Origin of the sequence: Flavobacterium sp. FlaQc-28, assembly GCF_044007415.1 — a bacterium.
In the GTDB taxonomy this organism is placed as follows: domain Bacteria; phylum Bacteroidota; class Bacteroidia; order Flavobacteriales; family Flavobacteriaceae; genus Flavobacterium.
In genome coordinates this window covers 1,063,979-1,082,068 of the sequence record NZ_JBIPCM010000001.1, presented here as the reverse complement: position 1 = coordinate 1,082,068, position 18,090 = coordinate 1,063,979, and the positions used below count along the sequence as shown (strand labels likewise).

Below are 18,090 nucleotides of genomic sequence, written 5' to 3'. Positions count from 1 at the left end.
ATGTTTATAATAGACGCCCATTTAGACCTGAGCATGAATGCAATGGAATGGAATAGAGATTTACGAAATGATGTTGCCACTTTACGTCATTTAGAAAAAGGAATGACCGATAAACCAGATCGTGAACGCGCAACGGTTTCACTTCCCGATTTACGAAAAGGAAACATCGGAATTGTGGTTGCTACTCAAATTGCAAGATTTGTAAAGCCTGACAGTATTATTCCTGGCTGGAATTCTCCTGAACAAGCTTGGGCACAAACGCAAGGACAGCTTACTTGGTACAAAACCATGGAAGAAGCGGGAGAAATGACACAAATCACAGATAAAAAATCGCTTCAAAAACAAATTGATTTATGGAATGACGGCGCTCCAAACGACAAAAAACCTATTGGATATATTTTGAGTTTAGAAGGTGCTGATTCTATTATTGACATTTCTTATTTAGAAAAAGCATACAATTACGGATTACGCGCTATTGGCCCAGCACATTACGGTCCGGGCAGATATGCAAACGGGACGGATGCAACGGGAAAAATGAATCAAAATGGTCTTGATTTATTGAAAGAAATGGAACGTTTAAACATTATTTTAGACGCAACTCATTTGTGCGACGATGCTTTCTGGCAAGCTTTAGATCATTACAATGGTCCCGTTTGGGCAAGTCATAACAACTGCCGAAGTTTGGTTGATCACAATCGTCAATACAGCGATGAAATGATTAAAGCTTTAATTTCTAGAGGAGCCGTTGTTGGAGGTGCTTTAGATGCATGGATGCTGGTTCCTAATTGGCAGAGAGGTATTTCAATGCCTTTAGAAATGAATTGCAATTTAGAAACCGTTTTTAAACACATGGATCACATTTGTCAATTGGCTGGAAATGCAAATCACATTGGCGTAGGTTCAGATTTAGACGGTGCTTTTGGAACAGAACAATCTCCGTATGATTTAAATACGATAGCCGATTTACAAAAATTGGTCTTGATCTTTAAAAACAACGGATATTCTGATGAAGATTTAGACAAAATCTTTCACCAGAACTGGATTAATTTTTTAATGAAGAATTGGGATTAAACAAAAACTAAACTTGGAACTGCCTTCTTATACGCTTGTAATTTTTCGTCGTTAGGATCAACTTCTGTAACAACGTAATCTACCTCAGATAAGTTGGCAATTTTCATTTTTAGCACCGTATCTAATTTTTCAGAAATAGTAAGAATAGCTGTTTTTTCAGAGGCTTGAATCATTGCTTTTTTTACCTGAACTGTTTCCCAGTCAGAATCCGAGAAACCACCTTCGACGTCTAAAGCATTTGTTCCTAATATTAACAAATCAACTTTAATATTAGCCAATTGATTATAGACATCGCCGCTCACACACATTTGGCTGTAAGACGAAATACTGCCGCCAATCATTATAATTTTAACATTAGGTTTGTCTAGAAGTTCAACTGCAGACAAAACAGTAACAGTAAAAATGGTCAAGTTTAAGTAGTCAGGAATCAATCGGATAAACGCTCTAATTGTTGTACCGCCTCCTAACAACAAAACCATTCCATCACGAAGCAGCCCTATTGTTTTTTGTGCAATGATTTGTTTAGACTCGCCTGCATAAACCTGATTTGATGAAGAATGGTGATACGCTTTTGTCATTGCACCACCTTTCACTTTTATCAATAACGATTCAGATTCAAGTTCATTAACATCGCGTCTAACAGTATCTTCCGAAACAAACAATTTAACCGATAGTGTTTCAAAACTTACACGGGTATGCAGATTTATCTCTTTTAAAATAAGATTTTTACGTTCTTCTTTCGTGTAATTTACCAACTCATTATCATTATTCATGCAAATTCATTTTTATAAAAACAAAGGTAAACAATAAATGCAATATTATTGCGAAACAAATTATAACAGAAAGTAACCAAAAAGTTAATTAGCCTATTACAAAGACATTTAAACAAATTTTAGTTTTGCATTTTTTTTGCAAAAAGCATTTCATAAACTCTAAATTTGTTTTACAAATCAAGAAAACAACCATGCAAAAAAGTATCTTTTTATTTTTAATGTTTTGCTTTTTCTTCGGAAATGCTCAAAACCCATCCAACAACAATACAATAATCCCAGAACCAAACTTTTATAAAGCTACAGGAGACAGTATTCGAATTAACGGATTGATAAAAGTCGTTTTTAAAGACAACAAATTCAGCACCAAAGAAAAAAGAACAGCTTCTATTTTTGAATCGGTCGTAAACTCTAATATGCCCAATAAAAAAAGCAATATTGAAGTTCTGTTTATTGCTCAAACTCCAAGTACGTCTGAAAAAAAAGAAGCTTACAAAATCAATATAACTTCAAAAAAAATAACAGTTACAGGAAGCGAAGAAGGATTGTTCTATGCTGTTCAGAGTTTATTGCAGCTGCTTCCAAACCAACCCAAAAATCAGGAAATAAAACTTCCTTGTGTTACTATCGAGGATGAACCAAGATATACTTATCGCGGATTACATTTAGATGTCTGCCGCCACTTTTTCACTGTTGATGTTATAAAAGATTTTATAGCACAGATGTCTTATTATAAATTAAATAATTTCCATTGGCACTTAACTGATGATCAAGGCTGGAGAATCGAGATAAAAAAATATCCAAAACTAACCGAAGTAGGATCAAAAAGAGCACAGACTTTAGTGGGAAATAAGTTTGAAAGATTCCCTTATTTTTTTGATGGAAATCCATACGGAGGTTTTTACACACAAGAAGAAATCAAAGACGTTGTAAAATTTGCCGAAGAACATTATGTTAACATCATTCCTGAAATCGAAATGCCGGGACACGCAACAGCTGCCGTAACTGCGTATCCTAATTTATCCTGCTTTCCTGATCGTCAATATAAAGTTGTCGAATATTGGGGGGTTTTTGAAGATATATTTTGTGCCGGAAAAGAAGAAACTTTTACATTTTTAGAAGATGTTTTAACTGAGGTTATGGCTTTGTTTCCAAGTAAATATATTCATATTGGCGGAGATGAATGTCCAAAAGCAAGATGGAAAGAATGCCCGAACTGCCAGAAAAAAATCAAAGAATTAGGCATAAAAGACGAGCACGAATTACAAACTTATTTAACAACCAGAATCGAAAAATTTCTAAATGCAAATGGCAGACAAATTCTAGGCTGGGATGAAATGCTCGAAGGCGGACTTGCTCCAAATGCAGCTGTAATGTCTTGGCGTGGAGAATCTGGCGGTATCAGCGCTGCCAAGCAAAAACATTTTGTTATCATGAATCCCGAGCAATTTTTGTATCTGGATTACAATCAAGGCTACTCTCCACAAGAACCGCTTACCGTTGGAAGATTAGTAACTGTCGAAAAAATCTACAACTACAATCCAACGCCGGTAGACAGTTTAACCATTGATGAACAAAAATATATTTTGGGGGTTCAATCTAATCTTTGGTCTGAATATTTGACGAGTCCTGCCAAATTAAACTACCAGATTTATCCGCGAGTATTTGCTTTGGCTGAAATTGCTTGGACAAAATCTCAAAATAAAAACTACAATAGTTTTGTTTTAAACCGAATGCCGCATCATTTAGAAAAACTAGAATCTCAAAAACGATTGTATAAAGTTCCTGTACCTTTTGGAGCAGAAGAAACGGCGTTAATTACATCAAAATATATTTTAGACTTAAAACCTACTATTAAAAACGGGCAAATTTTTTATACAATTGATGGTTATAATCCAGACGAAACCGCAGCACTTTACGAAAAGCCTGTAACGATAAACATTCCAAAAGGAGAATATAGAACCATAAAAACCGTTCAAATAAGTCCAAGCGGAAGAAAAAGTTCTATTAATAAAATAATAGTCAAAAACCCTGATTTAAAAGCAGCTTTAGCCATAAAGCCAACAAAACAAGGTTTAAAGTTTGATTATTATACCGGAAAATTGTTCCAGCAGGTACAAGATTTAGAAATAGCAAAACCTATTAATTCTGGAATTTTTGAAGGTAAAATCAGCAGCGAAAAATGGAAAACAAAATTAGAACGCTATATCGGCTTAAAATTTAACGGATATATCTACATTCCAGAAACAGCAAATTATACTTTATCAACGCTTTCAGACGACGGATCGAAGCTTTTTATAGATGATGAACTAATTGTCGATAATGACGGCATCCATTGGCTCAATGAATCTTATGGAGCTGTAAAACTCGAAAAAGGATTTCATAAAATAAACATCAGTTATTTTGACCAAATTGGAGGAACAACTTTAAACTGTTTCATTAAGCAGGAAGGAAAAGAAAAACAAGAAATAAGTGCTTCACAATTGTTTTACGAATAGACCACAAAAAAACGCATCCGCCTAAGCGGATGCGTTTTCAATATAAACTAAAATTGCGTTCTAAATTATCCTTTCAAACTTGCTGCTAAATACTCACGGTTCATACGTGCAATATTTTCAAGTGAAATTCCTTTTGGACATTCGATTTCACAAGCTCCTGTATTTGTACAGTTACCAAAACCTTCTAAATCCATTTGGTGAACCATGTTTAATACACGGTCAACCGCCTCAACTTTACCTTGTGGCAATAAAGCATATTGAGATACTTTTGCAGAAACAAACAACATTGCTGAAGAGTTTTTACAAGTTGCAACACAAGCTCCACAACCAATACAAGCCGCCGCATCAAATGATTTATCTGCATCGTGTTTGTTAATTGGAATTGTATTTGCGTCAATTGTATTTCCTGAAGTATTTACAGAGATAAATCCTCCTGCGTGTTGAATTCTGTCAAAAGAACTTCTGTCAACAACTAAATCTTTAATTACTGGGAAAGCTTTTGCTCTAAATGGCTCGATAAAAATCGTATCACCATCTTTAAACATACGCATGTGCAACTGACAAGTTGTAACACCTCTGTCTGGTCCGTGCGCTTCTCCGTTGATAAATAAAGAACACATTCCGCAGATTCCCTCACGACAATCGTGGTCAAATGCAACTGGCTCTTCTCCTTTATTGATTAATTGTTCGTTAAGAACATCAAGCATTTCAAGGAAAGACATATCTGGTTCGATTCCATCAATAGGATATTCTACAATCCCTCCTTTATCTTGGGCGTTTTTTTGACGCCATATTTTTAATGTAAGTTTCATTTTGTATAAGTTTTAAGTAATATGAAATAAGTACCAAGACTTTTTCAAATACTATTTATAGCTTCTTTGAACTAATTTAATATTTTCGTAATTAAGAGCTTCTTTGTGTAATACTGCATCACTTGGTTTTCCTTTGTATTCCCAAGCTGCCACATATGCAAAATTCTCATCGTCACGAAGTGCTTCTCCTTCTTCTGTTTGGTATTCCTCACGGAAGTGACCACCACAAGATTCGTTACGGTGTAAAGCATCTTTCGCGAACAATTCTCCTAATTCTAAGAAATCGGCAACACGAGTTGCTTTTTCTAATTCTTGATTAAATTCGTTAGCGCTTCCTGGAACTTTTACATCTTTATAAAACTCTTCACGTAAAGCAGCAATTTCTTCGATAGCTTCAGTTAAACCTTTAGCATTACGAGCCATACCTACTTTATCCCACATGATTTTTCCTAATTTCTTGTGGAAATAATCTACAGAATGTTTACCGTTGTTATTGATAAATTTATTAATTTGATCAACAACCGCTTTTTCAGCTTCAACGAATTCTGGTAAGTCTGTAGAAATTTCTCCCATTTTAATATCCGGAGCTAAATAATCTCCAATAGTATATGGCAATACGAAATATCCATCAGCTAAACCTTGCATTAAAGCAGAAGCTCCAAGTCTGTTTGCTCCGTGATCAGAGAAATTAGATTCTCCAATTGAGAAACATCCAGGAATTGTAGTCATTAAGTTATAATCAACCCAAGTTCCACCCATTGTGTAGTGAACCGCTGGATAAATCATCATTGGCGTTGTATAAGGATCTTCGTCAACGATTTTGTAATACATCTGGAATAAGTTTCCGTATTTACTTTTCACGATTGCAGCCCCTAATTTAGTTACCAAAGCAGCATCTTTATCATCTAAACCTTTTACGTAAGCATCTTCAGTTCCGTAACGTTTAATTGCTGCCGCGAAATCTAAGTAAACAGCTTCTCCCGTTTTGTTAACTCCAAAACCAGCATCACATCTTTCTTTAGCTGCACGAGACGCAACGTCACGAGGAACTAAGTTACCAAAAGCTGGATATCTTCTTTCTAAGAAATAGTCTCTATCTGCTTCAGATAAATCAGTTGCTTTTTTCTTTCCTTCACGAATTGCCTGAGCATCTTCTAATTTTGCAGGAACCCAAATACGACCGTCATTACGTAAAGATTCAGACATCAAAGTCAGTTTTGACTGGTGATCTCCTGAAACTGGAATACATGTTGGGTGAATCTGTGTATAGCAAGGATTTGCGAAAAACGCTCCTTTTTTATGTATTTTCCAAGCTGCTGTTGCGTTACTTCCCATAGCATTTGTTGAAAGGAAAAATACGTTTCCGTATCCTCCAGAACCAATTACTACCGCGTGAGCAGAATGTCTTTCTATTTCTCCAGTAATTAAGTTACGAGCGATAATACCTCTCGCTTTTCCGTTCACGATTACAATGTCTAACATTTCGTGACGGTTGTACATTTTTACTTTACCACGACCAATTTGACGGTTCATTGCAGAATAAGCTCCTAACAATAATTGCTGTCCAGTTTGTCCTTGTGCATAAAATGTACGAGAAACCAAAGTTCCTCCAAAAGAACGGTTATCTAAAAGTCCGCCATATTCACGAGCCAACGGCACCCCTTGAGCCACACACTGGTCAATAATATTTGCCGAAACTTCAGCCAAACGATAAACGTTTGCCTCACGTGCACGGTAGTCACCACCTTTTACAGTATCATAAAACAATCTGTAAGTTGAGTCACCGTCACCTTTATAGTTTTTTGCTGCGTTGATACCCCCTTGTGCTGCAATAGAGTGCGCACGACGTGGAGAATCTTGAAAACAAAATGCTTTTACGTTATATCCTAACTCAGCCAAAGTAGCTGCTGCAGAACCTCCAGCCAAACCTGTACCAACAACGATAATATCTAAATTACGTTTGTTAGCAGGGTTTACTAAATTAATATGATCTTTATAATTTGTCCATTTGTCCGCTATAGGACCATTTGGAATTTTTGAATCTAATGCCATTATAATTGATATTAATTATTGAAATGATGAAATAATGCGATAATTACGAAAAGTGCCGGTACTATTACAGCAAACCAATAACCTACTTTACTTAAAAATCTTGAATACTTATTGTGCATCCCAACTGATTGAAGAGACGAACTGAATCCGTGCCAAAGGTGAAACCCTAGCAGCACAAACGCGATACAGTACAATCCTGTACGGATTGGGTCATGAAATTTATGAACCAATTCTCCATAATATCTTGTAGCATCTGGAGCCGTTCCTGCAATATACTTGTAGGTTACTTCTGGAAACCAAAAATCATAAAAATGCAATACTAAGAAAGCTAAAATAACTGCTCCAGAAATAATCATATTTCTTGAAGTCCAAGAAGCATTAGCCGCTCCGTTGTATTTTGCATACGCAATTGGTCTTGCTGCCTTATTTTGTGCGGTTAAAATAAATCCCATTACAAAATGGAAAATTACCCCGATCGCCAAAACTGGCTGCATTACATATTGAATCAGCGGATTGTATCCCATAAAGTGAGAAGCCTCGTTGAAAACGTCTTCACTAATAATAGAAATAAAATTTAAGGAAACATGCAGCGCTAAAAACGTGATTAAGAATATTCCCGAAAGAGCCATAGCTACTTTCTTTAAGATGGAAGCATTCAATAGTGCAGATTGTGCCATAAGTGTTTAAGTAGTTTGTTTTAAAAAATTATACAAAAATAACTCAAATACAAAAGAACTACAACCATTTCGTTCTTATTTATAATGATTTTAAAATAGCTTCCGAGTACGTATTTTTACGTACAAAAAAGAAGCTGCTAAAAAATAATTCCCTATAGAAGATTCCAAAAACCTACTCACAAAGGCTTAAACCCAAAAATCACTCCTACGTATATTGTCAAAAATTTATGATATTGCTATTTTATTTAAAGTTTTAATCTGTTTTCTTCAAAAGTGTAGCTGGAGCTAAATTTAATCAATCTAAAAAATTGCCATTCCACAACATAATTTTACCTTTATCGGCTTCAAAAAAAATGAGAATGAAAACAGGAATTGACGCTATTTCTTTTGATGTAGCAAACATACACTTACCCATAAAAACTTTGGCAATCGCCAGAAATATTGAACCAGAAAAATTAGAAAAAGGTCTTGGATTACTTAAAATGACTTTCCCAGACGTTCATCAAGATGCGGTTGTGTTTGGCGCAAATGCTTTAACTAAACTTATTACTGATAATAAAATAAACCTAAACGAAATAGGCCGAATTTATGTTGGTACCGAAAGCGGAATCGACAGTTCAAAACCAATTGCTTCTTATTTAATTAACTTAATGGAGCAAAAATTTGGAGAAGATACCTTAGCCGAATGTGATGTAGTCGATTTTACTTTTGCTTGTATCGGCGCTGTTGATGCCTTGCAAAACTGTCTTGACTTTGTAAAATTAAACCCAGCAAAAAAAGCAATTGTAGTAGCTGCTGATTTTGCAAAATACGATTTAAATTCAGGCGGAGAATATACACAAGGCGCTGGAGCTGTTGCAATGTTAATTAGTACAGACCCAAAAATTATTGCTTTTGATGACAATTGGGCAACAAGCACAAAAGGTGTTTTTGATTTCTTCAAACCGTACAGAACTATCTCTAAAAACGAAATCACAAAAAACACAAACAACGATTCTTGGTTTGATAATTTAGAAGCAGAAATCGAAATCCATAAAGATCAACCGGTTTTTGACGGACAATATTCAAATCAATGTTATATGGATCGTACGCGAAATGCTTACTTTTCATTCAAAAAATTAAAAAACACTACCGAAACACTATACAACACTTGGCATAGCATCATAATGCACTTGCCATATTCTTTCCAGGGAAGAAGAATGTTATCTGAAATTTATGCTTTAGACAGTGCCGAAAAAATTATTGCCGATGATATTGCACCTGCAGATTATCAGACAAAAATTAAAGAAGTGGCAAAATCTGAGGATTACAGAAGTTTTGTAACAGAGAAATTACAACCTGCAGAATTGGCTTCTTCATTAATTGGAAATCTTTACACTGGTTCTATTTTCATGGGATTATTATCGACTTTGGCTCATTTTTATGATACTAATGTAGCAATTTCAGGAACTAAATTTGGCTTCCTAGCGTACGGAAGTGGATCGAAATCTAAAGTTTTTGAAGGAACGATTCAGCCAGAATGGAAATCTTCTCTAGAAAATGTGAAACTTTTTGAAAATTTAGCCGAAAGTGTAGAAATTGATTTCAATACTTATGAAAGCCTTCACAAAAAAGAACAAAAACAAAGTGTAAGAACTCCGAAAAACGAATGGGTTTTAGACCGAATTGAAAAAGAGATTCCTGTTTTAGTTGGGGCGAGATATTATAAATGGATTGATTAAATTTCAAAAAAGAAATACCAAATTCCAGTAAAAAAACCGAAGCAAACGCTTCGGTTTTTTGCTTTATCCACATAGTTTGTCATTTCGACTGAAAGGAGAAATCACACGCGAAACTCTACAAAGATTGGTGATTTTGCATGTCGAATTACTAGTGTGATTTCTCCTTTCAGTCGAAATGACAAGATTGTGCAAAACCTTTGTCAAAGTTTAAAACTTTGACAAAGGTCTCAGGACAAAAAAAGAATTTTCTAATTATCAAATTGACACATTTTCTAACTAAAAAAATTAATCCTTTTTATCCTGTTGTTCTGTCTGAACAAAACTTCCGTTAATGGAACGATCTTCGGTATTCATTCCGTTTGACATTCCAAGCATAAAAGCGGTTATTATTAAAAGTAATTTTCTTTTCATCCAATGAAGAAGCGGTCGCTTAGATTGCTCCAAACGAGAATTTTTATTTTGTTTATACATTTTAAAAATGATAAATGATTAGACATTATTATATCATCTTATGCTTTGAGATTGCATAAAGCCTCAGAAATAAATTTTCTTAAGCGTTGTATAAACTTTTACCGAAATGATTTGAAATGATTATTTCATTTATAAAAACAGACTGATTTATAAATGACGTTAGTTTTTGATGAAGCAGATTTTGCAATTTCAGCAGTTTCTTAATTTGAAAAGTAAAAACACTTTCGGTTTCAAGAAAATTCAAAACAATTAAAAATCTTGTTTTACCAGAGGAAGCAACTTGTCCAAATTTATATAAACGAGAATCTTTAAGATTTAATTCCCTCTTTAAAACTACAAATGAAGACTGATAATACTCTGCCGATTTTGATTGAGAATACAAAGTACCATCGCTCGCAATCACGACAAAAGCCAGAAAGAGTGCGATTAGATATTTTAAATGTTTTTTCAATTTTCGATTTTAATATTATTGCTGTAGTTCCTTTTTCATTTGTTCTGCTAAAGACTTCAATTTTTGATCGCTCATTAAATACGAATTCGCTTCTGCAAACCAACTGTTGAAGTTTTTAATGTCTTTTTTAATGTAATAAGCTTGCAAGATATTATAAGCATTCTCAGAATTATAAGTCTTATCTGGACATTCTTTAAAAACTTTACGACAAACGTTTTCAGCATCTTGCAGATTGCCATTTTTTGTCTCTGCGTAAATCAACTCCTTATTTGTATAAGCGTCAAGAGGTTCTTTTTTTATAGCAATTTTCAAAATATCAACAGCTTTTTGATACTGTTTAAGACAATTATAAGAAAACGCTAACTCTACTCGAAGACCTTTGTATTCAGGGTCAACTTTTTGAGCCTTTTCTAGGTATCCCAAAGCCTTTTCGCATTCATTCCAACCATTATACATGAAACCCCATTGATAAAGCCTTTCTATAGAGCCTTCGCCTGTTTTGTAACTTTTAAGCCAATCCGGCTCTTTTGAGATTTGCAATTCTGTATATTTAGATTCAGGAATAAATGCTACTAATGTATTATTTGGCCGTAATCTATATTTCATAGAACTTGTCTTTTCTCTTTTATTTGGCAGAAACATTCCTTTTTCATCAACCTTAAAACTTCCTTCGTAGTCAAAAGTTAATCCAGCTTGAGCGTCAATATAAATAAATCCAAAATTATAAGAACCAGTACTATCCGCAGGAAACACTACCCATCTATCTTCACTTTGAACAAACTTTTTATCAAATTGAAGTGTGCTCTGTGCAGAAATATTGAATACAAAAAGTAAAACTAGTAAGGTAAAAATCTTATTCATATTTAAATTTGATTGGCTCAAAATTATAAAATCCGTTCAAATATATAGATTTCCTTTCACTTTTTTAATATCATTCTTACAAAGCAGCAAACCCAATCCTAAAACAAAAACCAAACAGCTCAAGAACATACAAACACCGTTTTTCAAAACAAAAAATGAAAATCCAACTAATACAGAACTCAGAATAATCACTAAAACAATAATAAAATTCGTTTTAATAAAACGCAAAGCATGAAACGTTAAACCAATAAAAAGCAAAGATGGTCCAACGACAACAAAAGGATACAAAATACTTGGAGAATTACTAATTTGATTACTTAATGCGGATTTTGCAATTTCATTATTTCCGTAACTCGACATAATAAAATCGATGGTGCAAAGTCCGATATGCGCAATAACACCCAAACTTGTCAGCACAGAAGCCGCTGAATTTAATCTATTTTTAGGAAACACATCATTAAACGACAACAATAAACAAGCTCCAATTAAATTAAACCAATGAGCAAAATCAATTGGTTTTTGAAAATTGGGTAAAATTTTAGAAAAGAATAAATAACTGATCAGGAAAAATAATAATCCTAGAAGGCAAAGATGTTTTGTTTTCATAATTTATTCTTAAAATTGATGAAGCAAAACTAAAATGAAAAAACTGGCTTAAAGCCCTATTTTAAAGACTTAGGTACAAAACATATTGTTTTAGGTACGAAATTATAATGCTAATAAAGTTTCTTTATAATTTTTAGAAACCGGGAGTTCGATTTGGGTCAGAATAATGGTATTTTGATTTCTCCAAGATTTAAAATGAGATGGATTTATTAAATGCGAACGATGAATCTGCATTAAAAAGCTAAAATCTTTTTGAATATTTTTGAGTGAACTTCGCAGTAATTTTGAAGTTAGTTTTCCATTTTCTGTATAAAAAATCTCGACATAATTTTGAGCATTCGAAATGCAAACCAAATCGGATTTTTTAATCTTTAGAACATCTAGTTTATTTTCGCCTTTAATTACCAGAAAATCTTCTTTAACAGGAATTAATTTGATTAAATATCTTCTTGCCAGAATAATTACCGGAGTCAAAATCAAAGCGACTTTTATAAATATTACCGAAAAGAACTCAGAAAAATTATATCCCCCATTTAAAATTGGGCTTTTATAAAAGGCAAAAACTCCAATCAGATACATTGTATGAAATAAAAAAAGAGCTGTTATTTCTAGAACAATATTCCACTTTATTATTCTTTCGTAAAAGCTTTTTTGAACAATCATTAAAAGGCTGTAACACAAAAACGCCATCATACTAAAACCAAAACTAATTAAAAACCAAGCTTTAAAATTTATAGTACCATCATCAAAAGGTTTTATGATGAAAGCAAAAACAAAAAGCCATAACGCAATAAGCAAACCCACTATTAAATTATGTTTTATAGACGTGTTTAGCTGTTTCACTTTGTGTATGAAGTTAGATATTAAAGTTTCATTTCCATGATTGGCATGAAACGGTTTTTTATGGAAGTTTCGAATTCTCCAATTTTTACAAATCCCATTTTAGAATAAAAACTTTCAGCGTTTGGTTCTGAATCGAGTATTATTCTTTCTGCTTTTTGATCTTTAATTAGGTTTAAAAAATCAAGTACTAAATATTTACCCAATCCTTTGCCAATATATTCTGGCAAGATAAATAAATTATCAAGCTCAATTTCTTTTTCATCTTTAAAAAAATACGAATAATAGCCAATAATTAAATTATTAACTGTCAATTTATAAACATTATGTTCTTTAATATAATCCTGAGAAATGGTTAAGTTTTTATCCCATTCCTGAATTTGCTCTGGCGAATAACCCCAAAATGCTTTTGATTTTTTGGTTATTAAAGTTAGGATTTCATCGTCGATTATATTGGCTTTTTCTATTGTCATTGGTTCAAAATAGGATTTTCAAAGTAATCTTGTCATTTCGACCGAAGGGAGAAATCACACTAGTGACTCGACAAAGATTGACAATTTTGCTTGTGGAGTTTCATGTGTGATTTCTCCCTTCGGTCGAAATGACAAACTAAACTGACAACTCATTGCTTATTTGTAAATCGTAAACTTATTATGACTCAAATTAAATCCGAGATTCTCATAAATTGCAACATTCTCTACTCGTCTTTTATTGGTTGTCACTTCGATACTTTTTAAATTATGCTGTTCTGCAAAATTCTTGATTTCATTTATCAATAAGCGCCCAACTCCTTTACCTCTATATTTTTGATGAATAAAAAATTCCTGAATCTCACCAACCAATCCGCAATGATGTAAAAGATTTTGGGTATGAAAACTAATAAATCCTAAACCTTCACTTTCGTTTTCGGCAATGAGATAAAGATTTTTTGGATTAGAAATATTTTCATTAAATATTCTCTCGAAAACTTCGAAATCTAAAACTTCATTTTCTAGTTCGCAGATTGCTTTGTAAACAAAACCTAGATCTTGTTTTTCTACTTTTCTGATATTAATTTGTAACACTATAATCTCTATTTTACCGTTTTACAAGTATTCATTTAAACCAATACGCTCAAACTTCAGTTTGTATTTTTGAACACATTTGTTCCAATCTTCTTGATTTTTATAAACCGAAAAAGCATAATCAACCGTTTCTTTACTGAAATGATTTCCAAAAATGCTGTCCAAATATTCAATTCCAGAATCGATTACTTGTTTTAAAATATGCAATTTATCAATTCCGTTTTGTTTACAGGCTTTATCCAGCCACAATCCTTTTCCAATTTTTACATATTCTGCAAGAAGATTCTCTGTAATAAATAGAGAAGGAACATCGTTGATATCAGGTTCATGTTTTCCGTTTTTGAAAACCAATAATATCAAGTCTTCAGAAAAGTATTTTTCTGGAATCAACCTTAACAATGTACCATTTTCAGCTGCCTTAAAAGACAGTTCATTTGTTATAAAATGATCCGGAATTACCTGAATTGCGAAACCATCTTTACTCACTAATTTCTCGCAAAGTTCGTACGTTATTAAATCCTGATTGATAAATGGCAGAGCGTGAAATGTAATATTCAATGCCAGATTACAAAGTTCTTCGGTTTTAAATTGTTTCGGAACCAGTTTAAGATCTCTATAATTTGCCAAAACACGATCGCACCAATATTCATAAGTTTTCGCAGGTGGATTATTTTGTTTTAAAACCAATTCGCCTCTTGCCAAATCTCGTTCCAACTCTTCAAAAGTTTCAATTAAAGGATTATCCAATAACTTTCGAAGTTCATTTGAGATAATTTCATCGCCGGTTTCATCATCATATTCACATTCATTTTTCGAATCGACATCATCGGCTCTGTCATTATAATAAAAGAGATTATTTTTTCTTTCTGCAAATGTTGTATTATGATCATTAACAATAAAAACTGGAGAATCAATTAATCCTGTACAGTTAAAACTACCATGATTATAATACGTCATAACCACTTCTTTTGCTTCAATATTTCCTTTTATTTCAACATTGGCACCGCCTAACAACAGACTTTGACAAATAATATTTCCGTTTATAAAAACATAAGGCCCGTAATCGCCTTCGGCATTAATAATTGAACCGTTTACAGAGAAATTTCCATTTATCAAAACACCTTCAATTCTTATTTCTTCAACCTTTTTAATTGGAAGTTTTAACACGTTAGCAAGCCATTTTTTCTCTTTATCTTCATAAAGATCCAAATAAAAATTCCCTTCAAAATTTACATCTTCTTCTGCGATAAGAAAAAAATCCTCGTTTTCCCAACCATCAAAATAATCAAACTTTTCATCTTCAATTAAAAAAGGATACTTGGTTTTGATTTCGGCTATTGTAATTAATTTAAAATTAGAAGTCTGCATTTTATTTTATTAATAGAAGTTTTCTTTCTTCGGTTTTTATTCCTTTTCTACAGCAATACTAACTTTCTGTTTTTTATTCAATTTACGAATCCAATACGCGATATAAAATCCTCCAATAATTCCAGGAATAAACCAGCCATAAAAACTTGAAAAGAATTCGTTTACCACTACAAAAGCTGTTACAGCGCAAATATATCCGCCAATCATTTTACCTAAATGCAGTTTTAACCAATCCTTTTTTAATTTATCAGTTTTATTAAAAAGCACTAAATCTCTCATTGAAAAACTCAAACCTACAATTCCAAAAACAGTTAGAACTATATTGATTTTTTGATTTACTAAAGGGTTATACAAAATCATCAAAACAGCTGTAAAAACCATAATCCATGAAATTATTTTATCTGTTTTTAGATTATAGTTTCTAGTTTTAAACCGCAAAGCTCTGTAACCCGTTAGAATAAAATAAGAGCTGAAAACTCCAACTGAAAATAAAAAAGGATTTTCATGTCTTGGCAAAACAGAAATTATTAATGCGGTAAACGCTGACAAAAGCATGGAAAAATAAAATAGTTTCCCCATTTTTTTATGGATTATTTTTCCTTTTTCTACAATTAAAGAAACGAAACCTGAAAGCAATGCAATGCCGCCAAATAGTGCGTGACAAAAAATCAGCATTTGAATTATTTTCTCCTCTTCCACTTTATTAATACTTATTTCCCTAAATGATCAACACCTTAAAACTATCTTGTACTTAAGCTAAAGTAACTTTTTTTTCATTATTAGAAACAATTAAAACCAAGAATGTATTATAAAACTGACGGGAGCATCAGAGATAGATACAATGTCTTTTCACGAGAGTTCCAATAGTCATTAAAGCGGAATAAAAAATATAGCCGAAAGTTTAACCAAGAGGGACACGTCATTATCTTAAATATACTAAGACTCTAAGTTGCTGCTATTTTTTCAATCTTGTCATTTCGACGGAAGGAGAAATCACACTAGAAATTCCGCAATAAAAATCGCCAATCTTTGTCGAGTTACGCGTTTGATTTCTCCTTCCGTCGAAATGACAAAAAAAACTAAACATCAGGATTCAAAAATCAATAATAATCAGAAAAGTTGTATTTTTATCATCGAAAAGATTTACAATTTGTATCGCACAAATACAATCTTGTTTTCTACCGAAACCAAAAAGGTAAAAGAATTTTAAATATCTTTGAATCATGAGCACAGTAAAACCAAAACATATCGGCAGAAACATTAGCCGAATTAGAGAATTGAGAGATATGAAGCAGGAAGCGCTTGCTATTGCAATTGGTACAAACCAACAATCGATCTCGATTATTGAAGGAAGCGAAAGTGTTGATGAAGAAAAACTAAAGAAAATTGCACAAGCTTTAGGAGTTCCTGTTGAAGTAATTAGAAACTTTTCTGAAGAAGCTGTTTTTAATATTATTGGAAATTCATATGATAATGGTTCTTCTTCTATAAATCATAACAATTGCACATTTAATCCGCTGGATAAACTTATTGAATCATATGAAGAGAATAAAAAACTTTACCAACAGTTAATTCAATCTGAAAAAGATAAAGTTGCTTATTTGGAGAAGTTACTTGATAAGAAATAAAATTTTGTTTTTATAAAGGAAAAAACCGAAACTTGAATTGAGCTTCGGTTTTTTTTATGATACTGCAAACTCAATTTCAAAATCAGCACTAATAGATTCCAAATTAAAAATTTTCACTTGTCATCATATAATTATGCATAATAAAATATTTTTCAAAAAGAGCATCCATGCTATTATTTTGAGGTTTTTGTTCTATAAGATGCCATTCCATAGTTGAACGATCAATTTCAAATAATTTATAATAATAATGTTCAGCCAAGCCATTACTTTTATTAAATTTCGATATAAAAAATTCTCGAAACTCTCCATGGTCAGTATAAATCCTTACCTCAAATGCCTTAAATTGATTAATATCAAAAAAATGAGACCCTTGTAAAGTTTGATTTGGCGGAAGATTAACAACTGATTCTTTTCCTAAAAGATGCTTTTGCATTAAATCATTTGATAACTTATTATCTTTCAAATGCGATTTCAAATCATCTGAAAAATCAAATATATCTATATTTAAATTCTTAAAATTATAATTTCCATTATTCACGACATAAAACGAACCATTATTACCACTTTGACGTCCAACTACAGCAATTGGCGTACCAAATCCAGTGACACTTCTAATCGTTTCTGTCTGAGCTTTTATTACTTCTTCATTTTTTCTGATAATCTCATCTGCTTTATGGAGCGATTCGTAATTAAGTTTTTGTATTTTCTCATTAGCTTCTTTTAAAGAGTTTAAATACTTTTCCGCTTTATCTTGTGAAATTTTAGTTTCCTTTCGAGCTTCGTCTGCCCTTTTTCGTTCTTGATCTGCAGTCTTTTTTTCTTGAATTGCATCATTATCAGATTGAACTTTATCATAAGCCTGATAAATAGTCAATCCTGCCAAAACAAAAGCGGCCAAAACAGTTAACCAAAATAAATACCCCATTTTTTTTAATCTCTGTAACATTATAAATAATTAAAACTATAGTCTTCAAATCAAAGTTTCTTTCAAAGCTAAAATAGTTTATTTTATTAAATACTTACTTAATATTTTTTGAATCTAAAAACACATTTCGCATGAGGGCTAGAGGCGGAATCTTTTTATGAAGCGGATCGGAATAAAAATATAGCAGAAAGCCCGACCCGGAGGGGCACGCCCAAATTAAGATTCTGAGATGCTAAGGTTCTAAGTTGCTAAGATTTTTCCAATCTTTGTCGAGT

The 18,090-nt window shown here is 32.7% G+C and carries 18 protein-coding genes; 4 read left to right on the top strand and 14 right to left on the bottom strand.

Going from position 1 to position 18,090, the window contains the following annotated elements; all coding sequences use genetic code 11:
• A complete protein-coding gene (locus tag ACHRVL_RS04755) occupies positions 1-1,071 on the top strand; it encodes a dipeptidase (protein ID WP_395410733.1) in 1,071 nt (356 codons plus the stop codon).
• Here ACHRVL_RS04755 and ACHRVL_RS04750 read toward each other — a convergent pair.
• A complete protein-coding gene (locus tag ACHRVL_RS04750) occupies positions 1,068-1,844 on the bottom strand; it encodes a DeoR/GlpR family DNA-binding transcription regulator (RefSeq protein ID WP_395410732.1) in 777 nt (258 codons plus the stop codon). The two genes, ACHRVL_RS04755 and ACHRVL_RS04750, sit on opposite strands and share 4 nt — an antisense overlap.
• A 191-nt stretch (positions 1,845-2,035) precedes the next feature.
• Between ACHRVL_RS04750 and ACHRVL_RS04745 the strand changes: the two genes are divergently transcribed.
• Positions 2,036-4,339 carry a family 20 glycosylhydrolase gene (locus ACHRVL_RS04745; RefSeq protein WP_395410731.1) on the top strand — a complete coding sequence of 768 codons (2,304 nt, stop codon included), beginning with the start codon at positions 2,036-2,038 and terminating at the stop codon, positions 4,337-4,339.
• Between the two features lie 65 nt (positions 4,340-4,404).
• On the opposite strand, the gene ACHRVL_RS04740 is transcribed toward ACHRVL_RS04745, so the two are convergent.
• From ACHRVL_RS04740 to ACHRVL_RS04730, 3 genes are read right to left on the bottom strand one after another with little or no spacing between them, the layout of a single operon-like run.
• Positions 4,405-5,151 (bottom strand): succinate dehydrogenase/fumarate reductase iron-sulfur subunit, encoded by a 747-nt coding sequence (locus tag ACHRVL_RS04740; protein WP_089054678.1) that lies wholly within the window; start codon positions 5,149-5,151, stop codon positions 4,405-4,407.
• Positions 5,152-5,202: 51 nt separating this feature from the next.
• Positions 5,203-7,203, bottom strand: a complete 2,001-nt coding sequence (locus tag ACHRVL_RS04735; protein WP_395410730.1) for a fumarate reductase/succinate dehydrogenase flavoprotein subunit — start codon at positions 7,201-7,203, stop codon at positions 5,203-5,205.
• 11 nt (positions 7,204-7,214) lie between these two features.
• Positions 7,215-7,880 (bottom strand): succinate dehydrogenase cytochrome b subunit, encoded by a 666-nt coding sequence (locus ACHRVL_RS04730; protein ID WP_089054676.1) that lies wholly within the window; start codon positions 7,878-7,880, stop codon positions 7,215-7,217.
• Positions 7,881-8,239: 359 nt separating this feature from the next.
• On the opposite strand from ACHRVL_RS04730, the gene ACHRVL_RS04725 reads away from it, so the two are divergent.
• Entirely contained in the window at positions 8,240-9,601 is a 1,362-nt protein-coding gene (locus ACHRVL_RS04725) for a hydroxymethylglutaryl-CoA synthase family protein (RefSeq protein WP_395410727.1), read from the top strand.
• 285 nt (positions 9,602-9,886) lie between these two features.
• Here ACHRVL_RS04725 and ACHRVL_RS04720 read toward each other — a convergent pair whose 3' ends face one another.
• The 9 genes from ACHRVL_RS04720 to ACHRVL_RS04680 all read right to left on the bottom strand — a co-directional run bounded on the left by ACHRVL_RS04720 (position 9,887) and on the right by ACHRVL_RS04680 (position 15,937).
• Entirely contained in the window at positions 9,887-10,072 is a 186-nt protein-coding gene (locus ACHRVL_RS04720) for a hypothetical protein (RefSeq protein ID WP_395410725.1), read from the bottom strand.
• 79 nt (positions 10,073-10,151) lie between these two features.
• Positions 10,152-10,523 (bottom strand): hypothetical protein, encoded by a 372-nt coding sequence (locus ACHRVL_RS04715; RefSeq protein ID WP_395410723.1) that lies wholly within the window; start codon positions 10,521-10,523, stop codon positions 10,152-10,154.
• 15 nt (positions 10,524-10,538) lie between these two features.
• Entirely contained in the window at positions 10,539-11,384 is an 846-nt protein-coding gene (locus ACHRVL_RS04710; RefSeq protein ID WP_395410721.1) for a tetratricopeptide repeat protein, read from the bottom strand.
• A gap of 36 nt (positions 11,385-11,420) precedes the next feature.
• Positions 11,421-11,990, bottom strand: a complete 570-nt coding sequence (locus tag ACHRVL_RS04705; RefSeq protein WP_395410719.1) for a hypothetical protein — start codon at positions 11,988-11,990, stop codon at positions 11,421-11,423.
• A gap of 102 nt (positions 11,991-12,092) precedes the next feature.
• Entirely contained in the window at positions 12,093-12,833 is a 741-nt protein-coding gene (locus ACHRVL_RS04700) for a LytTR family transcriptional regulator DNA-binding domain-containing protein (protein WP_395410717.1), read from the bottom strand.
• A gap of 20 nt (positions 12,834-12,853) precedes the next feature.
• Complete coding sequence (locus ACHRVL_RS04695) at positions 12,854-13,303, bottom strand: GNAT family N-acetyltransferase (RefSeq protein ID WP_395410715.1); 450 nt, start codon at positions 13,301-13,303, stop codon at positions 12,854-12,856.
• Between the two features lie 156 nt (positions 13,304-13,459).
• Positions 13,460-13,894 carry a GNAT family N-acetyltransferase gene (locus ACHRVL_RS04690; protein WP_395410713.1) on the bottom strand — a complete coding sequence of 145 codons (435 nt, stop codon included), beginning with the start codon at positions 13,892-13,894 and terminating at the stop codon, positions 13,460-13,462.
• Between the two features lie 21 nt (positions 13,895-13,915).
• Positions 13,916-15,262 (bottom strand): polymer-forming cytoskeletal protein, encoded by a 1,347-nt coding sequence (locus tag ACHRVL_RS04685; RefSeq protein WP_395410712.1) that lies wholly within the window; start codon positions 15,260-15,262, stop codon positions 13,916-13,918.
• Positions 15,263-15,298: 36 nt separating this feature from the next.
• Entirely contained in the window at positions 15,299-15,937 is a 639-nt protein-coding gene (locus tag ACHRVL_RS04680) for a DUF2306 domain-containing protein (RefSeq protein WP_395410709.1), read from the bottom strand.
• Between the two features lie 548 nt (positions 15,938-16,485).
• On the opposite strand from ACHRVL_RS04680, the gene ACHRVL_RS04675 reads away from it, so the two are divergent.
• The gene (locus tag ACHRVL_RS04675; RefSeq protein WP_395410707.1) at positions 16,486-16,890 is read left to right on the top strand and encodes a helix-turn-helix domain-containing protein; all 405 of its coding nucleotides are present in this window, start codon (positions 16,486-16,488) and stop codon (positions 16,888-16,890) included.
• Positions 16,891-16,993: 103 nt separating this feature from the next.
• Here the strand turns inward: ACHRVL_RS04675 and ACHRVL_RS04670 are convergent, their stop codons facing one another.
• The gene (locus tag ACHRVL_RS04670) at positions 16,994-17,836 is read right to left on the bottom strand and encodes a hypothetical protein (protein WP_395410706.1); all 843 of its coding nucleotides are present in this window, start codon (positions 17,834-17,836) and stop codon (positions 16,994-16,996) included.
• Positions 17,837-18,090 lie beyond the last annotated feature (254 nt).